The 24,011-nt window shown below is 72.8% G+C and carries 26 protein-coding genes; 17 read left to right on the forward strand and 9 right to left on the reverse strand.

Features of this window, described 5'->3' with window-relative positions:
- Positions 1 to 38: 38 nt before the first annotated feature.
- From NIE79_RS04000 to NIE79_RS04035, 8 genes are read left to right on the forward strand one after another with little or no spacing between them, the layout of a single operon-like run.
- Positions 39 to 1,715, forward strand: a complete 1,677-nt coding sequence (locus NIE79_RS04000) for an HAD-IIIA family hydrolase (protein WP_238677242.1) — start codon at positions 39 to 41, stop codon at positions 1,713 to 1,715.
- Positions 1,712 to 2,686 carry a glycosyltransferase gene (locus tag NIE79_RS04005; RefSeq protein WP_238677243.1) on the forward strand — a complete coding sequence of 325 codons (975 nt, stop codon included), beginning with the start codon at positions 1,712 to 1,714 and terminating at the stop codon, positions 2,684 to 2,686. The genes NIE79_RS04000 and NIE79_RS04005 overlap by 4 nt, the downstream gene beginning before the upstream one ends.
- A complete protein-coding gene (locus NIE79_RS04010) occupies positions 2,671 to 3,888 on the forward strand; it encodes a glycosyltransferase (RefSeq protein WP_238677244.1) in 1,218 nt (405 codons plus the stop codon). Before NIE79_RS04005 ends, NIE79_RS04010 begins: the two co-directional genes overlap by 16 nt.
- On the forward strand, positions 3,888 to 4,601 hold the full coding sequence (locus NIE79_RS04015; RefSeq protein WP_372471405.1) for a D-sedoheptulose-7-phosphate isomerase: 714 nt from the start codon (positions 3,888 to 3,890) through the stop codon (positions 4,599 to 4,601). Before NIE79_RS04010 ends, NIE79_RS04015 begins: the two co-directional genes overlap by 1 nt.
- Before the next feature lie 40 nt (positions 4,602 to 4,641).
- Positions 4,642 to 6,102 (forward strand): PfkB family carbohydrate kinase, encoded by a 1,461-nt coding sequence (locus NIE79_RS04020; protein ID WP_238677245.1) that lies wholly within the window; start codon positions 4,642 to 4,644, stop codon positions 6,100 to 6,102.
- Positions 6,099 to 6,800, forward strand: a complete 702-nt coding sequence (locus tag NIE79_RS04025; protein ID WP_238677246.1) for an SDR family oxidoreductase — start codon at positions 6,099 to 6,101, stop codon at positions 6,798 to 6,800. Before NIE79_RS04020 ends, NIE79_RS04025 begins: the two co-directional genes overlap by 4 nt.
- Complete coding sequence (locus NIE79_RS04030; RefSeq protein WP_238677247.1) at positions 6,797 to 7,750, forward strand: glycosyltransferase family 9 protein; 954 nt, start codon at positions 6,797 to 6,799, stop codon at positions 7,748 to 7,750. The genes NIE79_RS04025 and NIE79_RS04030 overlap by 4 nt, the downstream gene beginning before the upstream one ends.
- A complete protein-coding gene (locus tag NIE79_RS04035) occupies positions 7,734 to 8,717 on the forward strand; it encodes a DNA topoisomerase IB (protein WP_238677248.1) in 984 nt (327 codons plus the stop codon). The genes NIE79_RS04030 and NIE79_RS04035 overlap by 17 nt, the downstream gene beginning before the upstream one ends.
- A gap of 156 nt (positions 8,718 to 8,873) precedes the next feature.
- On the opposite strand, the gene NIE79_RS04040 is transcribed toward NIE79_RS04035, so the two are convergent.
- Both NIE79_RS04040 and NIE79_RS04045 read right to left on the reverse strand, forming a co-directional pair.
- Positions 8,874 to 9,908, reverse strand: a complete 1,035-nt coding sequence (locus tag NIE79_RS04040) for an AraC-like ligand-binding domain-containing protein (protein WP_238677249.1) — start codon at positions 9,906 to 9,908, stop codon at positions 8,874 to 8,876.
- A gap of 10 nt (positions 9,909 to 9,918) precedes the next feature.
- A complete protein-coding gene (locus tag NIE79_RS04045) occupies positions 9,919 to 10,680 on the reverse strand; it encodes a TetR/AcrR family transcriptional regulator (RefSeq protein ID WP_238677250.1) in 762 nt (253 codons plus the stop codon).
- An 82-nt stretch (positions 10,681 to 10,762) separates the two neighbouring features.
- On the opposite strand from NIE79_RS04045, the gene NIE79_RS04050 reads away from it, so the two are divergent.
- A complete protein-coding gene (locus NIE79_RS04050) occupies positions 10,763 to 12,355 on the forward strand; it encodes an MFS transporter (protein ID WP_238677251.1) in 1,593 nt (530 codons plus the stop codon).
- Here NIE79_RS04050 and NIE79_RS04055 read toward each other — a convergent pair.
- The 4 genes from NIE79_RS04055 to NIE79_RS33565 form a co-directional block, all read right to left on the reverse strand.
- Entirely contained in the window at positions 12,345 to 12,848 is a 504-nt protein-coding gene (locus NIE79_RS04055; RefSeq protein ID WP_238677252.1) for a hypothetical protein, read from the reverse strand. The genes NIE79_RS04050 and NIE79_RS04055 overlap by 11 nt on opposite strands.
- 88 nt (positions 12,849 to 12,936) lie before the next feature.
- Positions 12,937 to 14,568, reverse strand: coding sequence for a RecQ family ATP-dependent DNA helicase (locus tag NIE79_RS04060; protein ID WP_238677253.1), 1,632 nt, complete (start codon positions 14,566 to 14,568; stop codon positions 12,937 to 12,939).
- A gap of 73 nt (positions 14,569 to 14,641) precedes the next feature.
- Positions 14,642 to 15,592 carry a TIGR03557 family F420-dependent LLM class oxidoreductase gene (locus NIE79_RS04065; protein ID WP_238677254.1) on the reverse strand — a complete coding sequence of 317 codons (951 nt, stop codon included), beginning with the start codon at positions 15,590 to 15,592 and terminating at the stop codon, positions 14,642 to 14,644.
- A gap of 87 nt (positions 15,593 to 15,679) precedes the next feature.
- Positions 15,680 to 15,805, reverse strand: a complete 126-nt coding sequence (locus tag NIE79_RS33565; protein WP_255750123.1) for a hypothetical protein — start codon at positions 15,803 to 15,805, stop codon at positions 15,680 to 15,682.
- 217 nt (positions 15,806 to 16,022) lie between these two features.
- On the opposite strand from NIE79_RS33565, the gene NIE79_RS04070 reads away from it, so the two are divergent.
- Positions 16,023 to 17,513, forward strand: a complete 1,491-nt coding sequence (locus tag NIE79_RS04070) for a glycoside hydrolase family 3 protein (RefSeq protein ID WP_238677255.1) — start codon at positions 16,023 to 16,025, stop codon at positions 17,511 to 17,513.
- A gap of 12 nt (positions 17,514 to 17,525) precedes the next feature.
- Here NIE79_RS04070 and NIE79_RS04075 read toward each other — a convergent pair whose 3' ends face one another.
- Both NIE79_RS04075 and NIE79_RS04080 read right to left on the reverse strand, forming a co-directional pair.
- Positions 17,526 to 17,813, reverse strand: a complete 288-nt coding sequence (locus NIE79_RS04075) for a GNAT family N-acetyltransferase (protein ID WP_238677256.1) — start codon at positions 17,811 to 17,813, stop codon at positions 17,526 to 17,528.
- Positions 17,810 to 19,036, reverse strand: a complete 1,227-nt coding sequence (locus NIE79_RS04080; RefSeq protein WP_238677257.1) for a cysteine desulfurase-like protein — start codon at positions 19,034 to 19,036, stop codon at positions 17,810 to 17,812. Before NIE79_RS04080 ends, NIE79_RS04075 begins: the two co-directional genes overlap by 4 nt.
- A gap of 95 nt (positions 19,037 to 19,131) precedes the next feature.
- Between NIE79_RS04080 and NIE79_RS04085 the strand changes: the two genes are divergently transcribed.
- The 7 genes from NIE79_RS04085 to NIE79_RS04115 all read left to right on the forward strand — a co-directional run bounded on the left by NIE79_RS04085 (position 19,132) and on the right by NIE79_RS04115 (position 23,612).
- Positions 19,132 to 19,497, forward strand: a complete 366-nt coding sequence (locus NIE79_RS04085) for a hypothetical protein (RefSeq protein WP_372471406.1) — start codon at positions 19,132 to 19,134, stop codon at positions 19,495 to 19,497.
- 59 nt (positions 19,498 to 19,556) lie between these two features.
- The gene (locus tag NIE79_RS04090) at positions 19,557 to 20,378 is read left to right on the forward strand and encodes a DUF1206 domain-containing protein (RefSeq protein WP_238677258.1); all 822 of its coding nucleotides are present in this window, start codon (positions 19,557 to 19,559) and stop codon (positions 20,376 to 20,378) included.
- An 83-nt stretch (positions 20,379 to 20,461) separates the two neighbouring features.
- Positions 20,462 to 21,649, forward strand: coding sequence for a mechanosensitive ion channel family protein (locus NIE79_RS04095; protein ID WP_238677281.1), 1,188 nt, complete (start codon positions 20,462 to 20,464; stop codon positions 21,647 to 21,649).
- Between the two features lie 396 nt (positions 21,650 to 22,045).
- A complete protein-coding gene (locus NIE79_RS04100; protein WP_030338239.1) occupies positions 22,046 to 22,480 on the forward strand; it encodes a phage holin family protein in 435 nt (144 codons plus the stop codon).
- Complete coding sequence (locus NIE79_RS04105) at positions 22,477 to 22,851, forward strand: DUF3618 domain-containing protein (RefSeq protein ID WP_210785212.1); 375 nt, start codon at positions 22,477 to 22,479, stop codon at positions 22,849 to 22,851. Before NIE79_RS04100 ends, NIE79_RS04105 begins: the two co-directional genes overlap by 4 nt.
- Positions 22,848 to 23,120 (forward strand): DUF4235 domain-containing protein, encoded by a 273-nt coding sequence (locus NIE79_RS04110; protein ID WP_130400249.1) that lies wholly within the window; start codon positions 22,848 to 22,850, stop codon positions 23,118 to 23,120. Before NIE79_RS04105 ends, NIE79_RS04110 begins: the two co-directional genes overlap by 4 nt.
- 288 nt (positions 23,121 to 23,408) lie before the next feature.
- A complete protein-coding gene (locus NIE79_RS04115) occupies positions 23,409 to 23,612 on the forward strand; it encodes a cold-shock protein (RefSeq protein WP_030338233.1) in 204 nt (67 codons plus the stop codon).
- 121 nt (positions 23,613 to 23,733) lie between these two features.
- Here NIE79_RS04115 and NIE79_RS04120 read toward each other — a convergent pair whose 3' ends face one another.
- A complete protein-coding gene (locus tag NIE79_RS04120) occupies positions 23,734 to 23,925 on the reverse strand; it encodes a hypothetical protein (protein WP_238677259.1) in 192 nt (63 codons plus the stop codon).
- Positions 23,926 to 24,011: the final 86 nt, after the last annotated feature.

Consider the following 24,011-nt stretch of genomic DNA (forward strand, 5'->3'; position numbering starts at 1 on the left):
CGACGTTTACTCCTCGGGGCGCAGGGAACCCGCCGCCTGTGCGACAGGACCAGGAGGATCCGTATCAGCGCAGGTCAGCCCAGGTGTACGCCGCTGCTGACCGCGCCAGCTCCGGGTCTGTCGCAAGCCCCCGACCGGTGCTCTACGACGCGGTGCTGCTGGACCGCGACGGCACCCTGATCGAGGACGTGCCGTACAACGGCGACCCGGAGAAGGTGCGGCCGGTGCCCGGCGCGCGGGCGGCGCTGGACCGGCTGCGCGCGGCCGGGCTGCGGCTGGCGGTCGTCACCAACCAGTCGGGCCTGGCCCGGGGTTACTTCGGCGGTGAGCAGATGCTTGCGGTGCACGCCCGCGTCGAGGAGCTGCTGGGCCGGTTCGACGCATGGCTGGTCTGCCCGCACGACGACGCCGACGGCTGCGACTGCCGCAAGCCGGCGCCCGGTCTGGTGTACGCCGCGGCCCGCGAGCTGGGAACGACGCCGTCCCGGTGCGTACTGGTGGGCGACATCGGCCGGGACGTCGCCGCCGCCATGGCCGCCGGGGCCGCGGGGGTGCTGGTGCCCACCCCGGTGACCCGGCCGGAGGAGGTCGCCGCCGCCGGATGGGTGGCCACCGATCTGCCGGCGGCAGTGGCGGAGATCCTGCGCCGCCAACAGGCAGTGCAGCCCTCGACCCCGCCCACCGGACCGGTACGGACGGCGCTGGTGGTCCGCTCGGACTCGGCGGGTGACGTGCTGGTCACCGGCCCGGCGATCCGCGCCGTCGCGGCCGGAGCGGAGCGGGTGGTGCTGCTCTGCGGGCCGCGCGGTCGGGCCGCCGCCAACCTGTTGCCCGGCGTCGACGAGATCATCGAGCATCCGCTGCCCTGGATCGACCCCACACCGGGGCCGGTCGACCCGGAGGCCTTGCGGAGTCTGACCGCGCGGTTGGGCGCCGTCGACGTGGACCAGGCGGTGGTGTTCACCTCGTTCCACCAGTCCGCCCTGCCGCTGGCGCTGCTGTTGCGGATGGCGGGGATCGACCGGATCGCGGCGATCAGCGACGACTATCCGGGCTCGCTGCTGGACGTCCGGCACCGGGTGCCGGTGGGCGTCCCCGAACCCGAACGCGCCCTCTCCCTGGCCGCCGCCGCCGGTCACCGGCTGCCCGACGACGACGAACCGGTCCTGCGGCTGCGCCGAGACGCCGTACCGCCGCGCCCGGCCGACCTCGGCGACCCGGGGTACGTGGTGCTGCACCCCGGGTCGGCCGCGTCGAGCCGGGCGTGCCCGCCCGAGGTCGCGACCCGGATCGTCGGGGCGCTGACCGACGCCGGGCACCGGGTGCTGGTCACCGGCGGCCCGGACGAGCGCGCTGTCACCGCCCGGGTCGCCGCGGCCGGCGGCACCGACCTGGGCGGCCGTACCGACCTCGCCGGGCTGGCCGCGATCGTCGCGGACGCCAGCGCGGTGGTGGTCGGCAACACCGGGCCCGCGCACCTGGCGGCCGCCGCCGGTGTGCCAGTGGTGAGTCTCTTCGCGCCGACCGTGCCGTTCGGCCAGTGGGGGCCCTACCGGGTGCCCACCGTCCGGCTCGGCGACGCCGCCGCGCCCTGCCGGGACACCCGGGCGGCCAGTTGCCCGGTCCCCGGGCACCCCTGCCTCAGTGCCGTCGACCCGGACGACGTGGTCGACGCGCTCCGGACCCTCGCCGTCAGCGGTGGTGGCGGACGATGAACATCCTGCTCTGGCACGTGCACGGCTCCTGGACCACGTCGTTCGTGCACGGCAGCCATCGCTACCTGATTCCCACCACACCCGACCGCGGCCCGTACGGCCTCGGCCGGGCCCGCACCTACCCCTGGCCGGACAGCGCGGTCGAGGTCAGCCCGGAGGAACTGCCGGGCGCGGACATCGACCTGGTCATCCTGCAACGTCCCGAGGAGATCGACCGCGCCGAGCAGTGGCTTCGTCGCCGCCCCGGCCGGGACCTTCCCGCGATCTACGTCGAGCACAACACCCCCAAGGGCGACGTGCCGAACACCCGCCACCCGATGGCCGACCGTGACGACCTGCTCATCGCCCACGTCACCGGGTTCAACCAGATCTTCTGGGACACCGGGGCCACCCGCACCACAGTGGTCGATCACGGCATCGTCGCCCCGTCCGCGTCCTACACCGGCGAGCTGGACCGGCTCGCCGTGGTGATCAACGAGCCGGTACGGCGAGGTCGGGTCACCGGCACGGACCTGCTGCCCCAGTTCGCCGAGATCGCGCCGCTGGACGTGTTCGGCATGGGCGTCGCCGGCCTCGCCGACCACCTCGGTCTGCCCGCCGACCGGCTGACCAGCCACGACGACGTGCCCCAGGAGCGGATGCACACCGAACTGGCCCGGCGGCGGGCGTACCTGCACCTGTGCCGGTGGACCTCCCTCGGGCTCAGCCTCATCGAGGCGATGGCGATCGGCATGCCGGTCGTCGCGCTCGCCACCACCGAGGCGGTGATGGCGGTGCCCCCGGAGGCGGGGGCGCTCGCCACCCGGACCGACACCCTGCTCGACGCCGCCCGCCGGTTCATCGCCGAACCGGCGACCGCGCGGCAGGCCGGAGCGGCGGCGCGAACCGCCGCGCGCGACAGGTACGGCCTCGACCGTTTCCTCGCTGACTGGGACCGGCTGCTGGAGGAGGAAGTATGCGGATCGCGATGATCTCGGAGCACGCCAGCCCGCTCGCCGTCCTCGGAGGGGAGGATGCCGGCGGCCAGAACACGCACGTCGCGGAGCTGTCCGCCGCGCTCGCCGCCGCCGGGCACGAGGTTCGGGTCTACACCCGCCGCGACGCGCCCGACCTGCCGGTGACCGTCCGCAGCCCGGACGGGTACGACGTGGTGCACGTGCCGGCCGGCCCGGCCGAGCCGGTGGCCAAGGACGCGCTGCTGCCGCACATGCGGGAGTTCAGCAACTGGCTGATCGAGCGCTGGCGCGGCGGCGAGTGGGTGCCCGAGGTCATCCACGCGCACTTCTGGATGAGCGGCCTGGCCGGGCTGACCGCCGGCCGGCAGACCGGGGTGCCGGTGGTGCAGACGTACCACGCGCTGGGCACTGTGAAGCGCCGCTACCAGGGTGTGCAGGACACCAGTCCGGCCCGACGGGTCTCCTACGAGCGGGAGCTGGGCCGCTCGGTGGACCGGATCGTCGCGCAGTGCCGCGACGAGGTGGGCGAGCTGGTCCGGATGGGCGTGCCCCGGTCCCGGATGACTGTGGTGCCCTCCGGGGTCAACCTCGCCACCTTCGCCCCGCTCGGGCCGGCCGCCGACCGGGAACCCGGACGGGCCCGCATCCTCACAGTGGGTCGGCTGGTCGAGCGCAAGGGCTTCCAGACCGTGATCCGCGCGATGGAGCTGGTCCCGGACGCCGAGTGCGTGGTCGTCGGCGGCCCACCCGAGGGGTTGTTGGAGACCGACCCGTACGCCCGCCGGCTGCGGGCCCTCGCCGAGTCGTGCGGGGTGGCCGACCGGGTGCACCTGGTCGGCGCGGTGCCCCGGGAGGAGATGGGCCGCTGGTACCGCTCGGCTGACCTGCTGGTCGCGGCGCCCTGGTACGAGCCGTTCGGGTTGACCCCGCTGGAGGCGATGGCCTGTGGGGTGCCGGTTGTCGGCACGGCAGTGGGCGGCATCCGGGACACAGTTGTCGACGGGACGACAGGTGACCTCGTGCCGGCCCGCGACCCGCACGCGCTGGCCACCGCGATCCAGGGGTTGCTCGACGACCGGATCAGGCGCTTCGCGTACGCGACGGCGGCGCGTGAGCGGGCCCGGGAGCGGTACTCGTGGGCGGCCACCGCCGAGCGGCTGGTCGAGGTCTACAGCGAGGTGGCCGCGGTGCGCCGGCCGACCCGGGTGGTGGCCTGATGCCGACGGGCACCCTGCTCGACACCCACCTGACGAATCTCGCGGCGGCGCTGGTGCCGTACCGACGGTGTGAGCGGCAGTTGGCGCGCTGGGGCGCGGACCTGGCCCACCGGCTGGCCGCCGGGGGTCGCCTGCTGGTGGCCGGCAACGGCGGCAGCGCCGCCGAGGCCCAGCACCTCACTGCCGAGCTGGTCGGCAAGCTGCACGACGACCGTCAGCCGCTGTCCGCTATCGCGCTGCACGCCGAGACGAGCGCGCTCACCGCCATCGCCAACGACTACGGCTACACCGACGTGTACGCCCGCCAGGTGCGCGCCCACGGCCGCCCGGGCGACGTCCTGCTGCTGCTGAGCACCAGCGGGACCAGCCCCAACCTGGTCGCCGCCGCGCAGGCGGCCCGCGACGTCGGGGTGACCACCTGGGCGCTCACCGGCGCCGCCCCCAATCCGCTCGCCGAGGCCTGCGACGACGTGCTGGCCGTCGCGTCCCCGGACACCCAGGTGGTCCAGGAGCTGCACCTGGTGACCAGTCATCTGCTCTGCGAGTACCTCGAACAGGAGTTGCCCGCCGCGCAGGCGGCGGTCGCCGAGCCGGCGGTCGTCCACCCCGTGCCCGGGGAGCCCGCACCGGCCGGTCGGCTGCCCGCCGCACCGGTACGCACGGGGGTCGAGGTGGTGCTCGACGGCGGGACCGGACAGCAGGTCGACGCGTGAGCCGGACAGCAGGTCGACGCCTGAGGATGAGGAGGCAAGCGTGAGGGGACCGGTGGTGGTGCTCGGGGACACCCTGCTCGACCGGGATGTGGAAGGTGTGGTGAACCGGCTCTGCCCGGATTCTCCGGTGCCGGTGCTCGACGAGACCGCGGCCACCGACCGACCGGGGGGCGCCGGGCTGGCGGCGGTCTTCGCCGCCGCGCAGGGTGCCGAGGTGGTGCTGGTGACAGCGCTCGCCGACGACGCCGGCGGGGCCCGGCTGAGCGCCCTGCTCGCCGCCGCCGGCGTGCAGGTGTACCCACTGGCCCTTGCCGGCGCGACGCCGGAGAAGATCCGGTTGCGGGCCCGGGGGCGGGTGCTGCTGCGCCACGATCGGGGCGGCACGTTCGGTGAGCCGGGTCAGCCCTCCGACGAGGTGCTCCGGGTGATCGCCGCGGCCTCGGCGGTGCTGGTCAGCGACTACGGCCGGGGGGTGGCCCGGCAGCCCGCGCTGCGCGACGCGTTGGCCGCCACCCGCGCGCCGGTGGTGTGGGACCCGCATCCGCGCGGCCCGGCGGCCGTGCCCGGCGTACACCTGGCCACCCCGAACGAGTCCGAGGTGCGCGAGCTGGTTCCCGCGCTGCCCGGCGCCTCCCGACTGGCCACCGCGTCCCGCGGCGCCCAGGGTCTACGGCGGCGCTGGCGGGCCGGCGCGGTCGCTGTGACGCTGGGCGGTGACGGCGCGCTGCTCTGCCACGCCGGTTCGACGCCGTTGGTGGTGCCGACGTCGGGTAGCGCCGAGGGGGACACCTGCGGTGCCGGCGACCGGTTCGCGGCGGCGGCCAGCCTCGCGCTGGCCCAGGGCGCGCTGGTCTCCGAGGCGGTGCAGGTGGCGGTCGCCGAGGCGTCCGCGTACGTGGCCGGTGGGGGAGTGGCCACGGCGCTGCCTCCGTCGGCACCTACGGTGCGGGTCAGGAGCGCGCCGGGGCCGCGAGCCCTCCAGCCGGCACCACGAGGTGCTGCGGTGGCCGACCGGGTGGGGGTGGCCGCTGTTGCCACGCTCCTGGGTGAGGTACGCGCCGCGGGTGGCACTGTGGTGGCGACCGGAGGTTGCTTCGACCTGCTGCACGCCGGGCACGTGGCCACCCTGGAGGCGGCCCGGCAGCTCGGCGACTGCCTGATCGTCTGCCTGAACTCCGACGCCAGCGTGGCCCTGTTGAAGGGGCCGGATCGGCCGGTGCAGTCCGAAGCTGACCGCAGCCGGCTGCTGGCCGCCCTGAGCTGCGTCGACGCGGTCCTCATCTTCGACGAGCCGACCCCGGAGGCGGCGCTGTCCTGGGTACGCCCCGACGTCTGGGTCAAGGGCGGTGACTACGCCACCGGCGGTGGGGATTCGAGCGCCACCCTGCCGGAGGCGGAGGTCCTGCGCCGCTGGGGTGGGAACACGGTGGTGGTGCCCTATCTGGACGGTCGTTCCACCACCGACCTGATCGTCCGCACACTTGCGGAGCGGACCCGATGACCGCCACCCGGCCCGGTGCCGGGCCCACCGTCCTGGTCACCGGCGGTGCCAGCGGCCTCGGCGCCGCTGTGGTCGCCGCGGTCGCCGCCTCCGGTGGCCGACCGCTCGTACTGGACCGGCAGCCGCCGGTCGACGGGGTGTCCTGGACCGAGTGCGACCTGGCCGACACACGAGCCGCCGAGGTGGCCACCCAGCACCTCGCCGAGCAGGCGGGTGGTCTGGACGCGGTGGTCACCGCCGCCGGCACCGACGTGCCGGGCCGACTCGCCGACCTGCCGGGGGAGACCTGGGACCGGATCGTCGCCGTCGACCTGCTGGCCACCGCGGCGGTGATCCGGGCCGCGCTGCCGTTCCTGCTGACCTCCCGGGGCCGCATCGTCACTGTCGCCTCCACCCTGGGCGTCAAGGCGGTCAGCGACGCCACCGCGTACTGCGCGGCGAAGTTCGGCGTGGTGGGGTTCACCCGGGCCCTCGCCGCCGAGCTGGCCGGTCAGGTCGGCGTCACCCTGCTCATTCCGGGTGGGATGCGCACCTCGTTCTTCGACGAACGTGACCCGCAGTACAAGCCGGGGCCGGACGCGATCCTCAACGAGCCCGCCGACACCGCCGCCGCGATCATGTTCGCGCTCAACCAGCCGCCCGGTTGCGCGGTGCGCGAGATGGTGGTCTGCGCCGAGCAGGAGACCTCGTACCCGTGATCCTCGTGCTGCGCGCCCTCGGCGTCGGCGATCTGGTGACCGCGGTGCCCGCGCTGCGGGCGCTGCGGGCCGCGTACCCGTCGCGGGAGCTGGCGCTCGCCGCGCCCGGCTGGCTGGCTCCGCTGGTCGACCTGGTCGGTGGCGTCGACAGGGTGGTGGACACCGCCGGGCTGGAGCGGCCCCTCCGGGTCGGGTCGGCCCCGCGGGTAGCAGTCAACCTGCACGGGCGCGGCCCGCAGTCGCACCGGCTGCTCGCGGCCACCGGGCCCGGTCGGCTGCTCGCCTATGCCAGCCCGGACGCCGACCACGTCGACGGCCCGCGCTGGGCCGTCGACGAGCACGAGGTGGACCGGTGGTGCCGGTTGCTGTCCTGGTACGACATCCCGGCCGACCGCGCCGACCTCGGTCTGCGTCGGCCCGGGCCGACGGGGCTGCCCAGCGGTGTCACACTGCTGCACCCGGGAAGCAAGATCCCGGCCAAACGGTGGCCGGCCGAGCGGTTCGCCGCGCTGGCCCGGACGCTGACCGACCAGGGGCACCGCGTGCTGCTCACCGGCTCGGCCGACGAACGGGCGTTGGCGGCCCGGGTGGCCGACGCCGCGGGCCTCAGCTCGGACGCGGTGCTGGCCGGCCGGACCGACCTGGGCGGGCTCGCCGCGCTGGTGGCCGACGCCCGGCTCGTGGTCAGCGGGGACACCGGCATCGCCCACCTGGCCACCGGGTACGGCACCCCGTCGGTGGTCCTCTTCGGCCCGGTGCCCCCGGCGCACTGGGGACCACCGCCGGACCGGCCACGGCACCGGGTGCTCTGGGCCGGCGAGGCGGATTGGTCCAGGTGGGATGGGGTAGGAAGCCACCCGACGATGGCGGCTCTGCGCCTCGACGAGGTGCTGGCCGCCGTGGCCGAGGTGGAGAGGGTGGTGCGGGTCTCCGGTGCGGTTGCGGCGTAGCGACCCGGGTCGACCGGGGTACGGACGACGTCGGCGCGGACGGGGTTGGCTCTTCGTCGACCCGTCCGGGGCTCCGGTGCGGGATCCGGACGCGCTGGCCCGGCTGCGGGAGTTGGTCATCCCGCCGGCCTGGCAGGACGTGTGGATCGCGCCGCATCCGAACGGGCACATCCAGGCGATCGGCATCGACGCGGCCGGGCGCAAGCAGTACGTGTACCACCCGCGGTGGCGGGAGAAGCAGGACGAGGCGAAGTTCGACCGGGTGCTGGAGGTGGCCCGGCGGCTGCCGGCGCTGCGCGAACGGGTGGGGCGGGACCTGGACGGGCGTGGCCTGGGCCGGGACCGGGTGCTGGCCACTGTTGCCCGCCTGCTGGACATGGGGATGTTCCGGGTCGGCAGCGACCAGTACGCGAACGGCGACGACCCGACGTACGGGGTGGCCACCCTGCGCCCCGAGCATGCCCGGTCCCGTCGCGGCTGCGTGGTGCTCGTGTTTCCCGCGAAGGGGGGCATCGAGCAGGTACGCCGGATCGAGGACCCGGAGCTGTGTCAGGTGCTGGCCAACCTGCGCCGTCGTCGGCGACGGGCGGAGCGGCTGTTCGGCTACTGGGACGGCAGGGAGTGGCGCGACGTGCGCAGTGACGAGGTCAACGGCTACCTGCGCGACGCCAGTGGTGGGGAGATGACAGCGAAGGACTTCCGCACCTGGCACGCCACGGTGCTCGCGGCGACCGAGTTGGCCACCGCCGGTCCGGCCCGCTCGGTGACCGCCCGGCGTAAGGCGGTGGTCGCCGTGATGCGTGCGGTGGCGGAACTGCTGGGCAACACGCCGACGGTGGCTCGCGCGTCCTACGTGGACCCACGGGTGGTCGACCTCTACCACGACGGGGTGGTGGCGTCGGTGGATCCGCGGGCGCCTCGCGAGGAGGCGGAGCGAGTCGTCCTGGAGCTGCTGGAGAAGTCCTGACCGGCCCCGTCGGCGATTCTGGGGGGAAGCGCGACGGGACCGGAGCCTCGGGCGTCAGCCGGGGTGCCACCGGGCGGCCGCCCGCCGCTCGCGCGGCGGGCGCCTCGCCACGGCCCCCGTTGGCGGCCCACCAGGTGATGGCCGACCGCGTTGGTGTCAGTCTGCCGTCAGCGGGTTGACCGTGGACGCCTGACGGTTGACGATCCGCGCCAAATCCGAGCCGCCGTCGCGGTGCTCCTGTGGGGTGGTGCCGTACGCGGCCCGGAATGCCCTGCTGAAGTGGGCCTTGTCGGGAAATCCCCAGCGTGCCCCGACGGTCTGCACGGGCTGGTTGCGCAGCGCCGGGTCGGTCAGGTCGCGCCGGCACCGGGCCAGCCGCATGTCCCGGATGTACGACGCCACAGTGGCGTCCTCGGCCTCGAACAACCGGTGCAGGGATCGCACCGAGATGTGGTGGGCGTCGGCGACGACCTGCGGGCCGAGTGTCGCGTCGCCGAGGTGGCGGTGGATGTACGACTGCACCTGGGTGAGCAGCGCCCGGCGGCGGACCTCGGTGGGCACGGCGTCCTCGGCGACGAGGTGCCGGCCGAGCATTGTGGTGGCCAGGTCCAGTCCCACCGCGCCGAGCCGGCTGGCGTCGGCGGCATGGTACTGCTCGGGGTGCCCGGTCACCTGGAGCAGGAACTGCGCGAGTAACGCCCCGATCCCCTCGCTGCCGGACATCCGGCCGCCGTAGAGCGCGGCCATCCGCTGTGGTGGCAGTGGCAGCGCCGCGTGCGGGATCATCGTGACGATCGAGGCGGCCTGGTCCCGCTCGGGCTTCGTGGCGTGGTGGCAGACGTCGTGTGGCCGGGACGCGTCGTAGAAGGTGAACTCGCCGGTCAGGATCTCGCTGCGGCGACCGTCCTGGCTGGACGTGCCGATGCCGCCGGTGGTGAGGGCGAGGATGTACAACTCCGGGTCGGACTGACGGACCAGCTTCGGGGTCCGGGTGGCGTCCAGCGACGGGTACTCGTACTGCGCCAGCTCGATCGGGCCGAGCGCGATGAAGCTGGCCCGGGCGGTGAAGTCGTCGCTGTGCGCGGAGCGGATGCGCAGCGGCACCGAGGTGCGCGCGATCAGGTCCAGCCACATGCCGAACCGTTCGCCCGGTGGCAGGACCGTGGTGTCGATGGTGTCTCTTGGCAGCATCGGTGCTCCCTCAGCCCGTTCGGCGTTGGATCAGCGCCTCGACGCCGTCGAGGATCCGGTCCAGACCGAAGACGAACTCGTCGTCGGGGTCGTCGTCCTGGTAGAGCACGCCGGCGCTCAGCACCCGGTGCAGCGCGGGGAAGCGGGCCGGGTCGATGAGTCGGGCCACCAGCCGACCGTACGCCGGCATCATCTCACTGGGCTCGACTCCGGCCGCCTGGCTGCCCTCGGCGATCTGCGAGGTGAGGGTGGCCTCGTTGCGGACGTACCCGGTGATCAGCAGGAGCACCGACATCTTCTCGCCCTCGCCGAGGGTGGTGCCGTCGAGGCAGCGCAGCCCGTCCTCCATCCAGCCGAGCTGCTGTGGGGTGATCGGTGGGCCGCTGATCGGCACGTGCAGCAGCCAGGACCGTTGCCGCAGCACGTCGTGCTCGGCCCAGGCCCACCGGGTGAGGCCGGCGCGCCAGTCGTCCTCCGGCGCGGGCGGCCCGGGAGAGGGGCCGTACCCGGTGTCGACCATGAGCATCAGCAGCTCGTCCTTCGAGCCGACGTACCGGTAGAGGGCCATGGTCGCGGCGCCCAACTCCTTGGCCACCCGGCTCATCGAGACGGCCGCCAGGCCGTCGGCGTCGGCGACGCGTACGGCGGCGTCCACGATGGTGGCCACGCTCATTCCCGGCCGGGGGCCCTTGGGTGGCCGCTCCCGCAGCCCCCACGCGCTCTCGATGGCCGGTGGGAGTACGGGCCCGCTGTCGTCTGTCTTCGCCGCCACATTTCCTCCTTGCCTCGCCATCCTAGTTCTGCGTATGGTCTACGCATAACAGCGTACGCCATACGCAGAAGGGAAACTGATCATGAGTGACACCATCACCACACCGGCGCCGCGAGCGGGCCGGCGGGAGTGGATCGGGCTCACGGTGCTGATGCTGCCGCTGCTCCTGGTCTCGATGGACGTGTCGGTGCTCTACTTCGCCGTCCCGTTCATCAGCGCGGAGCTGCGCCCCACCGCCACCGAGCAGCTATGGATCTTCGACATCTACGGCTTCGTGCTGGCCGGGCTGCTCATCACCATGGGTGCGCTGGGTGACCGGATCGGCCGGCGCCGACTCCTGCTGATCGGCGCCACCGCGTTCGGGGCGGCGTCGCTGCTGGCCGCGTACGCCGACAGCACCGCGACGTTGATCGCCGCGCGTGCCGTGCTCGGCGTCGGTGGGGCAACCCTGATGCCCTCGACCCTCGCCCTGGTGCGCAACATGTTCCACGACGCCAAGCAGCGCGGCACCGCCATCGGCATCTGGACCGCCACCCTCACCGGCGGCATCGCGATCGGACCGGTGCTCAGCGGCATCCTGCTGGAGCACTTCTGGTGGGGCTCGATCTTCCTGATCAACATCCCGGCGATGCTGATGCTGCTGCTGCTCGTCCCGCTCCTGGTGCCCGAGTTCCGCAACCCGGCGACCGGGCGGTTCGACCTGATCAGCGCGGCACTGTCGCTCGGCGCGCTGCTGCCGGTGATCTACGGCATCAAGGAGATGGCCCGCGACGGCCTCAGCCCGGCACGGGTTCTCGCCATCGTCGGCGGTCTGCTGGTGGGGGCGCTGTTCCTGCACCGGCAGCGGACCCGGGCGTACCCGATGGTCGATCTCGCGCTGTTCCGCCGTCGCGGCTTCGCCGGGTCGCTCGCCGTCAACCTGCTGGCGATGTTCGCCATCGTCGGCTTCGCCATCTTCACCACCCAGCACCTCCAACTGGTGCTCGGCCTGAGTCCGCTGCGGGCGGCACTGTGGAGCCTCGTGCCGTCCCTCGCCGTGGGCGGAGTCGCACCGGCCGCCGCCGCCCTCGCCCAGCGCGTCGAACGGGCGTACCTGATCGGTGCGGGGTTCGGAATCGCACTTGTCGGTTTCGTGGTGTTGACCCGGGTCACCCCGGAGACGCCGCTGTGGCTGCTGCTCGTCGGCGCCAGTGTCTACGCGGGTGGTCTGGTGATGGTGATGTCCCTCGTCACCGAGCTGGTCCTCGGCGCGGCGCCGCCCGAGCAGGCCGGTGTCGCGTCGGCGCTGACCGAGTCCAGCAGCGAGCTGGGCGGTGCGCTGGGAATGGCGATCCTGGGCAGCGTGGGGGCGGCCGTCTACCGCCGCGAGATCGTCGACGGACTGCCGGCCGGGCTGCCCGCCGACGCCGGCACCGCGGCCCAGGAGACCCTCGGCGGTGCGCTCGCTGTCGCCCAGGGTCTGCCGGCGGAGCTGGCCAACGCGGTGCGGCACGCCGCAGCTGTCGCGTTCACCGACGGGCTGCACCTGGCCGCGTACGCCGCCATGGCGGTGATGCTGCTGGGCGCGGTCACCGCGCTGGTCGCGCTGCGCGGCATCCGGCCGGCCGACTCCACGGCGCTGGCCGTCGAGCCGACCGGTCCGGTCGACACCTCGTTGTCGTCGGTCAGTCGATGAGCACGTGCGCGAGCCGGTCGCGGAAACGCCGCTCGGAGTCGCTGACCGACTCGCCGCCGATGCCCAGCAACCCACCGCTGGACGCGGCGCCCACCACCTGCTCGGCGATCTTCACGAGCCAGTGCTTGTACGCGCCGGCCTCACCCTCGTCGACCCGCGCGGCCAGCAACGCGCCGGCCTCGCCGGCCCGCAGCAGCACGTCGTCGATGTACGCCCCGGGGTCGGCGGGCGCGATGGCCGGCAACTCCTCACCGGTGTCCGGGTCACCGACCCGGGTGACGATCTCGCCGGCCACGGCGGCGACCAGGGGGCTGGCCGACTCCCGGCCGGCGGCGATGGTCTCCAGCCCGGCCGCGTTCTCCGCCATGGTCCGACGGGTGCCGTCGGACTCGGCGGCGCTCGCCGCGGTCAGCACCGACTGCGGCAGGCCGACCAGCAACCCCCACTCCTCGTCGGAGAAACCGAACCCGGTGTACGCCGGCTGCTCGATCACGACAACGCCCCTTCCGCCCTGCTCTGCTTGGTCAATCGAAGCTCTGCTTGGTCGATCCACCGGGCCCGAAACGGGCGCCCGGGTCAGGCTAGTCCAGGGTCAGCAGGCCCTGTTCGGACACCACGCGCACCGACAACGTCTTGTACCCGACCTCATCGAAGAGGACCGTCATCTTGTCCTCCTCGTACGAGAGCACCAGGCCGGGCCCCCACTCCGGGTGACGCACCTGACTGTGCACCGGGAACGGCCCGACCGCACCCTGGTCGGCAACGCTGGTGCCGTTGTGGCAGTTGTCGCAGTGGCCGCAGACCTGCGTCATCTGCTCGCCGAAGTAGGCCAGCAGGGTCTGCCCCCGGCAGGCCCGGGTCTCGGCGAAGGCCCGCATCATGTCGGTGCGGGACCGGGTCACGGTCTGCTGGCGCTCCGCCTCGGCCAGCGCCGCCGCGGCGGCCTCGGTCGGGTTCGGAGAGTAACGGGGCGCGGCGATGCGCTGCCGGGCACGCGGCTCGGCCGCCCCGATCTGCTCCAACAGGGAGAGGTACTGGCCCAGCTTGCGCGGCCCGAGGCCGGTGGTCTCGCGCAGCTCGGTCTTGGTGGCCGGCTTGCGGCGCAGCAGCGCGGCGAGGTCGCGCAGTTCCTCGACGTCGGGCAGGCCGCCGCTGAAGAACCGTTGCAGGCCCACATCCTCGGCCTGCCAGAGCAGCAGCACCCGGGCCGGTTGCCCGTCGCGGCCGGCCCGGCCGATCTCCTGGAAGTAGCTGTCCGGTGAGTCGGGCAGCGCCATGTGCACCACCCAGGCGATGTTCGGCTTGTCGATGCCCATGCCGAACGCCGACGTCGCCACCATGATGGGGACCTCATCGGCGAGGAACGCCTCGTGCAGGTCGTGGCGCGCGCCGGCCGCCATCCCACCGTGGTAGAACTGCGCCGGGTAGCCGGCGTCGGTCAACCGGGTGGCCAACTCCTCGGCGGCGCGACGGGTCGGCACGTAGATGATCCCGGGCCGCTCGTCGTCGCTCAGCAGCGCGATCAGTCGCCGCCACCGGTAGTCCTCGGTGGGGCAGTGCGCGACCTCGACGAACAGGTTCGGCCGGTCCAGCCCGGAGACCACCACCTCCGGGTCGCGCAGCCGCAGCCGGGCGATGATGTCGTCGCGTACCGGAGGGGAGGCGGTGGCGGTCAGCGCGACCACGGGCGGTCGGCCGATGCCGTCGATGAGGTGCCCGAGCGCCAGGTAGTCGGGGCGGAAGTCGTGCCCCCACGCGGAGATGCAGTGCGCCTCGTCGATCGCCACCAGCGCGGGCTTCAACGCGGCGACCTCGGCCATCCGCTCGGGATTGCTGAGCTGCTCCGGAGTGATGAAGAGGAATTCCGCCCGGCCCTCGCGGATCTCGGTGATCGCCTCGGCCTGCTGGCTGGCCGACTCGTTCGAGCTGATCCGCACCGCCCGCAGCTCCGGGCGTTGCCGCTCGTTGAGGGAGGCGATCTGGTCCTGCTGGAGGGCCAGCAGTGGGGAGATCACCACTGTGGGGCCGGGTATCAGGCTGGCCGGGATCTGGTAGATCGCCGACTTGCCGGCACCGGTGGGCAACACCACCAGGGCGTCTCGTCGCTTCATCACCGCGCGCATCGCGGCCAGTTGGTTGGGCCGCAGCGCCTTCCAGCCGAAAAGGCTGCGGGCCGCGCGGCGCAACGTCATCGAGTGCGTGGACAGTTTCATCGAGGGCCGGAGGTACCCGGGCCCATGACCGCCGAAACGCGTCCCGACGATCATGGGCCCGTTGATCGCCGACTCAGCGCAGCCGGGGCAGGACCTCGCGCTGGTAGAGGTCGAACAGACCCTGGTAGTGCGGGCCGGTGTTGGCCACGTAGACCTCGTCGAAGCCGGCCTTGGCGTACTGGTCGATCATCTCCAGGTGCGCGTCGGCGCTGTTGCCGCAGACGAACGCCTTCTTCAGCATCTCCGGCTTGACCAGTTCGGCGGCCTGCCCGAAGTGCCGCGGCGAGGGCAGCACCTGGGACAGCTCACCCGGCACCCCCGCGTTGGGCCAGCGCTCGTACGCGATGCGCAGCCCCTCCTCCTCGCTGTCCGCGTACGCCGCCTTGAAGCCGGCCTGGCACGGCTTGTCGCCGCCGCCGTTCTCGCGGAAGCGCCGGACCATCTCGCCGTCGGGCATGGTGCTCACGTAGCCGTCGCCGATCCGCGCGGCCAGGTCGATGGCCTTCGGTCCGAAGCCGGAGACGTAGATCGGTGGGGGAGTGTCGGGCAGGGTGTAGATCCGGGCCTGCTCCACCGTGTAGTGCTTGCCGTGGTGGCTGACGAAGCCGCCGTCCCACAGCGCGCGCAGCACCTCGACGGCCTCCTCCAGCATCTCCAGCCGGACGTCGGCCTGCGGCCAGGCGTCGCCGAAGATGTGCTCGTTGAGCGCCTCGCCGGTGCCGACGCCGAGCACGAACCGCCCACCGTGCAGCACCGCGCTGGTCGCCGCCGCCTGCGCGATCACGGCCGGGTGGATCCGCACGGTGGGGCAGGTCACCGCAGTGGTCACCGGCAGCGAACAGACCTGGCTGAGCGCGCCGATCATCGACCAGACGAACGGGCTCTGCCCCTGTGCGTCCACCCAGGGGTGGTAGTGGTCGGAAATCCACAGTGCCTCGAAGCCGGCCCGTTCGGCACCGCGCGCCTGCTCCACCAACTCGGCTGGCGTGAACTCCTCGCTGGACAGAAAGTATCCGATCTTCATGGCCTACCCCTTCGGCACGCGGACCTGCTGATGGGGAAGCCGTACCCCGGTGACGCCCGGTCACACCGGTTGTCGACGCGGGGCGGGTCAGCGTCGACCGAACATCGCCCGGATCGCGGCGAGGAGCAGCAGGGCGCCGACCACCAGGCCGAGCAGGCGTACGCCGGGGATGTCGGCCGGGCTCGTCGCGTCGGCCAGCAGGACGGGATCCATCCCCGCACTCTCCCCGGGGAGCGGGCCGCCAGGCAACTGTAAGGTTTATTGACTATTGAATCGCTCAGTGTGACCATGGCAGGACCGCCTGCCGGTGGCGGTGCGCCGAGGGCGCGCGAGAGATGGGGTACGGGGGCCGCATGAGCGAGCGCAACCAGCGGGTCGACGGGGGCGCACCGTCGCCGGTGATCGACACCGATCACTGCGAGGGGGCGGAGTGACAACCACCAACGGACACCTGCCGGCGCTCGCCGCCGCCGTCCTGCAACCCGGCTTCGTCGGCACCACCCCGCCGCCATGGGTGTGCCGCTGGCTCGGCGAGGGTCTCGGCTCGGTGGTGCTCTTCGCCCGCAACGTCGTCGACACCGAGCAGGTGGCCGCGCTCACCGCGACGCTGCGCGCGGAACGGCCGGACGTCATCGTGGCGATCGACGAGGAGGCCGGCGACGTCACCCGGCTGGAGTCGGTGCACGGGAGCTCCCGGCCCGGCAACTTCGCCCTCGGCGCTGTCGACGACCCGGAGCTGACCGAGGCCGTCGCCCGGGACCTCGGCGCCGAGCTGGCCAAGGCGGGGGTCACCCTCAACTACGCCCCGGACGCCGACGTCAACTCCAACCCGGCGAACCCGGTGATCGGCGTCCGCTCCTTCGGCGCCGACCCGGTGCTGGTCGCGCGGCACACCGCCGCCTGGGTCCGCGGGCTCCAGGCCGGCGGCGTCGCGGCCTGCGCCAAACACTTTCCCGGGCACGGCGACACCCGGGTCGACTCACATCACGACCTGCCCCGGATCACCGCCGACCGGGACCGGCTGGACGCCTGTGAACTCGCCCCGTTCCGCGCCGCCGTGGCCGCCGGGGTGCAGGCGGTGATGACCGGCCACCTGCTGGTGCCCGCGCTCGACCCGCACCTGCCGGCGACGCTGAGTCAGCGCATCCTCGGCGGGTTGCTCCGCGACGAGCTGGGCTTCTCCGGCGTGGTGGTCACCGACGCGGTGGAGATGCGCGCGGTCGCCGACCGGTACGGCTTCGCCGGCGCGACGGTCCGCGCCCTCGCCGCCGGGGCCGACGCCATCTGCATCGGTGGCGAACGGGCCGACGAGCAGGCCGCCCGCGAGCTGCGCGACGCCATCGTGGCCGCCGTCGTCTCCGGTGAGCTGCCCGAGGAACGTCTCGCCGAGGCCGCCAAGCGCGTCGGTCAACTCGCCGCCTGGACGGTGGCCGCCCGCAGTGCCGGCTCGGCCGGCGCGCGCGCCGCCGCCGACGTCGGGCTGGTCGCCGCCCGCCGGGCCGTCCGGGTCACCGCCGCCCCCGGTACGACTGTCGCGCTGCCCCTGACCCGCGCGGCGCACGTCGTCGAGTTCGAGCCGCTGCGCAACATCGCCATCGGCGCCGAGACCCCGTGGGGCATCGGCGGACCACTGACCGAGCTGCTGCCCGGCACCAGCACGGTCCGCTACGCCGAACCCGACGTGCCGGCGGACCCGGGCGCCGGGGCGGGCAGCCGCCCCCTGGTCCTGGTCGTCCGCGACCAGCACCGGCACGACTGGATGCGCGCCGCCGTGCACCGCGCGTTGGCCGCCCGCCCGGACGCCGTCGTCGTCGAGTTGGGTGTGCCCGAGCTGGTCACCGGGGCGGTGCACCTGGCCACCCACGGTGCCACCCGGGCCAGCGGACAGGCCGCCGCCGAGGTGCTCACCGGCACCCGCTGACCGGCCCCCGCGCTACGGGAGGTCGGCGACCAGGTCGGCGTACTCGGGGTGCTTGTCGATGAAGGCGGCCATGAAGGGGCACTGCGGCACCACCGTCGTGCCGCGTGCCCGGAGCTGGTCCAGGGTGCCGCGGATCAGCGCGCCGCCCACGCCCTTGCCCTGAAAGCCCCGGTCCACCTCGGTGTGGGTGAAGACCAGGACCTCACCGCGCGGCACGTACGCGGTGAAGCCGGCCAGCGCGTCGTCGACCAGGATCTCGAAGCGGTGCTTCGCCGGGTTGTCCTCGACCAGGGTGCTCATCCGGCCATTCTCCCCGCCCGCTCGGCCAGCGCGTCGAGTTCGCCGAGCAACCGGTCCACCTCGTCGGCCGTGTTGTAGTGGTAGACGCTGGCCCGCACCGCACCGCCGCTGTCGCGAAGACCCATCAGCTCGAAGTACTCGTAGGCGTAGTAGTCGCCGACGGAGAGGCAGAACCCGGCGGCGCCCAACGCCTCCTGGGTGGCCGCCGGGGACATCCCGGCGACCCGGAACGAGACCGTCGGGCAGCGCCGCGCCGGCGAGCCGTAGACGGTGATCGCCGGCCGCTGCGCCAGCCCGACGAGCAACCGGTCCAGCAGTGCCTCCTCGTGCGCCTGGGCGGCGGCCAGCCCGGCCCGCAGCCGGTCCCGCCGGTCCCCGACGGCGTCCGGGTCCAGGCCCGCCAGGTGATCCACCGCAGCGGCCACACCGGCCAGCAGCGGGAAGCTCGGCGTGCCGTACTCGAACCGGTCCGGCACCGCGTCGGAGGACGGCACCAGCTTCGCCGGGCGCAACGCCGCCCACCGGGCCGGGTCCGCCACCATCGCCGCCAGGTGCGGGCCAGACCACTTGTACGCGCTGGTGACCAGCACGTCGGCGCCGAGCGAGGCCAGGTCGGTCGGCCCGTGCGGCACCGAGTGCACCCCGTCGACGTAGACCAACGCGCCCACCGCGTGCGCCGTCTTGGCGATCGCCGACACGTCCGGCATGGTGCCGATGGCGTTGCTGCCGGCCGTCACCGCTACCACCCGGGTCCGCTCACCCACCAGGTCCGCGTACTGGGACGCAGGCAGCTCACCGGTGTGCCGGTCGACCTCGGCCCAGCGCACCGTCGCGCCGGCCGCCTCGGCGGCATGCACCCACGGCCGCACGTTCGCGTCGTGGTCGAGCCGCGAGACCACCACCTCGTCACCCGGGCGCCAGGCCGCGCCGAGCGTGCGGGCCAGGGTGTACGTCAGCGCGGTCGCGCTCGGGCCGAGCACCACCCCGGCCGGGTCGGCGCCGAGCAGGTCGGCCACCGCCGAGCGCGCCTCGGCCACCAACTCCAACGATCGTCGACCCGGGACGAAGGCGGCGCTGCGGTTGCCCACCGCCGACCGCATGGCGTCGGTGACCGCGTCGATCACACCGGCCGCGGTCTGGGTGCCGCCGGCACCGTCGAAGTGGACGAAGCCCTCGGTCAGGGCGGGGTAGGCGGCCCGGGTGCGGGCGATGTCGAACGGCATGTCCCGGACCCTAGCCGGTGCCCCCGTGCCCTTCCCGGCCGCCAGGTGATCACCGTTCGGCGGCAACCTCGCAGATGTCTCGTACTCTTGGCGAGGTGACGAACCGACCCGCCACCATGCCCATCTTCCCCGTCCGCCGCGCCGCCGGTCTCTTCGCCGGTCTGGCGCTCGGCCTCGCCGTGCTCGCCGGGTGCAGCTCCCAGGGCGCCTCCACCGACTGCGGGCTGGACGCCTGCACTGTCACCTTCGAGCGGGGTGTCGACGCGAGCACCACCATCCTGGGCGTCGAGGCCAAGCTGGTCGGCGCCGAGGGTGACCAGGTGACCGTCGAGGTCGCCGGTGAGCAGCTCACCCTCACCACCGGCCAGCAGGCCGCCGAGGCCGGGGGCTTCGCTGTCACCCTGGACAGCGTGACCGACCAACAGGTCAAGATTCGCGTATCGCGCAACCCGGGCAGCTGACCTGGGCGGGCGGCGGTGGCCGACGTTTGGGAATCTTCAAAATCGGAGATTGTGACGCCATGTCACTCACCCGTAGCGCCGAAGCCACCGCCTCCCGTACGGCGGACAGCCGGTGGCTGGAACTTCTCGCCCGGGCCGGCTTCATCGGCTACGGCATCGTCCACCTCCTCTTCGCCTGGTTGGCGTTGCAGATCGCGTTCGGCACGTCGTCCGACGACGGCGACCAGTCCGGCGCGCTGCGTACCCTCTCCGCACAGCCCCTCGGCAAGTTCCTGGTCATCGCCGTCGCGGTCGGCCTGCTCGCGATGGCGATCTGGCAGGCGCTGGAGGCGGCGGTCGGGCACCGCGCCGAGCGCGGCAAGGAGCGGGTCCTGGAACGGCTCGCCTCGGCCGGCCGTACCGTCGTCTACCTCTACTTCGCCTGGACCGCCTTCAAGGTCTTCTCCGACGCCGGGTCGAACAGCGCCGACCAGCAGGAGGCGTTGACCGGCAAGCTGATGACCTCCAGCGGTGGCCGCTGGCTGGTCGGCCTGGCCGGCCTGGTGGTCGCCGCGATCGGTATCGGCCTGGTGATCTACGGCGCCCGGAAGAAGTTCGAGAAGCACCTCAAGACCGGCGAGATGAGCCCGAAGACCCGTCAGCTCGCCCGCCGGCTGGGCATGGCCGGATACATCGCCAAGGGCGTTGCCTACGGCATCGCCGGTCTGCTGGTCATCGTGGCGGCGGTGAACTACGACCCGGAGAAGGCCCGCGGTCTGGACGCCGCGCTGCACACCCTGCGTGAGCAGTCTTACGGCATGTTCCTGCTGACCCTTGTCGCCCTCGGCATCGCCGCCTTCGGCGTCTACTGCTTCCTCCAGTCCCGGTACCGCAAGGTCTGAGCTGGTCGATACCACGGATGTCGGGCACTCTTGGGCTTTTGCCCGAAGTGCCCGACGCCTGGTCGAAGGGGAGCACCGAAGCCGTGCAGAACTATCTTGAAACGGCCGTCGCCGCGCTCGTCGCGGCGGCGGTCGCCCTGTTCCTGGTCGAGGTCGTCCACCGGTTGACCCGGCGGTTCGGCCGCCGATCACTGCTGTTGACCGAGTTGACCGACCACGCCCACCGCCCGTTCCAGGTCGCCGCAACGGTCCTGGCCGTGCAGTTCGCCGTTCGTTTCACCACCGGGTACGCGGTCGGCGAGAGCTGGCGTCGCCTGCTGCTGCACCTGCTCATCCTCGGCGTCATCGCCACCCTCGCCTGGTTGGTCGCCGGTCTGCTGGTCGTCGTGGAGGACACCGCGCTGGCCCGGTTCCGGGTCGACGTACCGGACAATCGGCACGCCCGGCGGGTCCGAACCCAGGTGGTGATGCTGCGCCGACTGACCATCGCGGTGGTCGTCATCCTGGCCGTCGGCGTGATGCTGATGACGTTCCCCAGCGTGCGGGGCATCGGCGCCGGTGTGCTGACCTCGGCCGGGGTGGTCGGTGTGGTGGCCGCGCTCGCCGCGCAGAGCCTGCTGGGGAACGTCTTCGCCGGCCTCCAACTCCCCTTCAGCGACGCCGTCCGGCTCGACGACGTGGTCGTCGTCGAGGGGGAGTGGGGTCGCATCGAGGAGCTGACCCTCAGCTACGTCGTGGTCCAGATCTGGGACGACCGCCGGTTGATCCTGCCCACCTCGTACTTCACCAGCAAGCCGTTCCAGAACTGGACCCGGACGGAGGCGGCGGTGCTCGGCACCGCCGAACTGGACGTCGACTGGGCGGTGCCGGTGCAGACCATGCGCGAGGAGCTGCGCCGCCTCGTCGAGGGCACCGAACTGTGGGACGGGCGGGTCTGCGTCCTCCAGGTCACCGGCGCCACCGGCGGGACGGTCCGGTTGCGCGCGCTGGTCAGCGCCGCCGACGCGGGCAGCCTGTGGGACCTGCGCTGCCTCGTCCGGGAGCACCTGGTCGCCTGGATCCGGGACAACCGCCCGACAGCGATGCCCCGGCTGCGCACCGAGCTGGGCGACTCCAACAGCAACCTGTCCTGGCAGTGGGTGCAGCCGAGGCGGCCGGCCCGCCGCCCGTCCGACACCGAGGCGCCCGACGACGCCCGTGTCTTCGGCGGCAGCGACGACGGCGACGCCCGCAGCGAAGCCTTCGTAGGCCCCGAGGAAACCCGCCCCTAAAAGGAACCGCCCGCCCCGCCCCGCCCCGCCCCGCAAGATCGTGCAACGTCCTGGTTGTAGTGGCCTCCATCCCCATCAAGGCCACTACAACCAGGATCGAGCGCGATCTTGCGCGGCAGCCCCCGACGATCATGGACTTGACTGGTGAGTGCGCCCGGTTTGTCTCCGCCAACCTCATGATCACCGCTGCGGGTGAGGCCGGGGGTTGGTCGGGAGGTTTGGTCGGGCTTGGGTTGGGGATGTGCTGCCGGACGTCTCTGGCGTGATCGCGGCGGCTGGCCGCGCATTGGCGGCGCGGCGTCCGGACAACGGGGACGGTGAGCTGCCTGGCGCGCTTTAGGATTGACGAGCGGCGACTTCGGGCATACAGCGCGGTGATGAGGAAAGGAGGACAGCATGGCTGACGTGGCGAAAGCCCGCACATCCCAGAACGGGAGCGAGCCCTCCACCGCCGAGTTGGTGCAGCGGGCCACCGAGCAGATCTCCCGCCTCGTGCGGGACGAACTGACGCTGGCCCGAGCGGAGTTGACCCAGAAGGGTAAGCACGCGGGCATCGGGATCGGCCTGTTCGGCGGCGGTGGCGCGCTCGCGTTCTTCGGTCTGGGTGCGCTGGTCGCCACGGCGATCCTGCTGCTCGACCTGGTGTTGCCCGCCTGGGCCGCGGCGCTGATCGTGGCGGTGGCCTGTTTCCTGGTGGCCGGCATCCTCGCCCTGGTGGGCAAGAAGCAGGTCAGCCGTGCCGTCCCGCCGGTGCCGGCGGCCACGGTCCGTAGCCTCCGGGCCGACATGGACACCGTCACCGCCGCGGTGAAGGACAGGGGGCGGCAATGACCGGTAACGGGACCGGCGACACGGAGGCCCTCCGCGAGGAGATCCGTCGCACCCGGGTCGAGTTGGGCGAGACGATGGAGGCGTTGGCCGCCAAGGCCGACGTCAAGGCGCGTCTCAAGGAGTCCGCCGAGCAGGCCAAGGAGCGGATGCGGGAGCAGGCGGCGCAGACCGTCGCCCGGGTCCGTGGGCAGGCCGCGCGTGGCGCCGGTATGGCGCGGGCGCAGGCGTACGAAAAAGGCGAGATGGTACGCGCACAGGCGTACGACAAGGGCGAGTTGGTGCGCCGCAACCCGGTGCCGTGGGCGGCCATCGCGGCCGGTGCGGTGGCCACAGTGGTGGTGCTGATGATCGTGCGGGGGAGGCGTAGGTGAGTAAGAGCATCGGCAGGGTCGCGTACCGGCCGGTCGGCGTGTTGTTGGGTATCGCCGCTGGCACGGTGGCCGGGGCGATCTTCCGGCAGGTCTGGAAGGTCACCGCGGGCGACGGCGAGGCGCCCAACGCGACCGACGAGGATCGCGGCTGGGGCGAGATCCTGGCCGCCGCGGCGTTGCAGGGCGCCATCTTCGCGGTCGTCCGGGCCGCCGTGGACCGGGGCGGCGCGGTCGGCGTACGCCGGATGACCGGCAGCTGGCCGGACTGACCTGGCAGCGACCTCAGCCCCCTTCCCGCATCGATGGGAAGGGGGCTTTCGCATGGCATCGCACGCCGCCCAGCGCACCTGAGGCATCCGTCAGGTCACATGTCGGAGAAATTCGTCGGAGAGGTCGTGACAGACTTTTTACCTCCGTGATTTGCTGGTCCCCGCTGTTGCGAGATGGCGTGGGTTGAGAGAAGTCTCCTTCGTGGGGCCGCCTCAGGCGCCGCTGCTCAAAAACGGCCAATCGGCCGGACGGCGTGCACGGCCGCCAGTTTTTAGAGGGAGATACACATGGCTCAGGGAACCGTGAAGTGGTTCAACGCTGACAAGGGCTTCGGCTTCATCACCGTCGATGGTGGGGGTGCTGACGTGTTCGTCCACTTCTCGGCCATCCAGACCAGCGGCTACCGCTCGCTGGAGGAGAACCAGCGGGTGGAGTTCGAGATTGCTCAGGGTCAGAAGGGCCCGCAGGCTGAGCAGGTCCGTCCCATCTGAGTAGGACGGCCGGCCCCCGCCGGCCAGTGGGACGATCCGGCTCAAGGGTCGTGGTAAAGCCCCGCATCCCGGTTGGGATGCGGGGCTTTCGCCTGCTCAGGCTCCCCGGCGGAGCGACGGGTCAGCGTCGACGCGAGCGCAGGCCGAGCCAGAGCACCACCAGCCCGGCGAGCGTCACCAGCGGGCCGATGACCGCCCAGATCTTCTCGTCGGTCATCACGCTGCCGCTGATGTAGCCGAGGCCCTGGACCGTCCACACCGCACCGATCACCACGGCCAGCAGGCCGAGGGTGAGCGGAAGCCAGCCCCTCATCGTGTCCCCTCTCCGGCGCCCGGGGCGGCGCACCGCCGTCCAGCATCGCCGGCCGGGCGGCGCGGCGCGAGCACCCCGGGCGCGCG

This window comes from Micromonospora trifolii (assembly GCF_022229005.1).
Taxonomy (GTDB): domain Bacteria; phylum Actinomycetota; class Actinomycetes; order Mycobacteriales; family Micromonosporaceae; genus Micromonospora; species Micromonospora trifolii.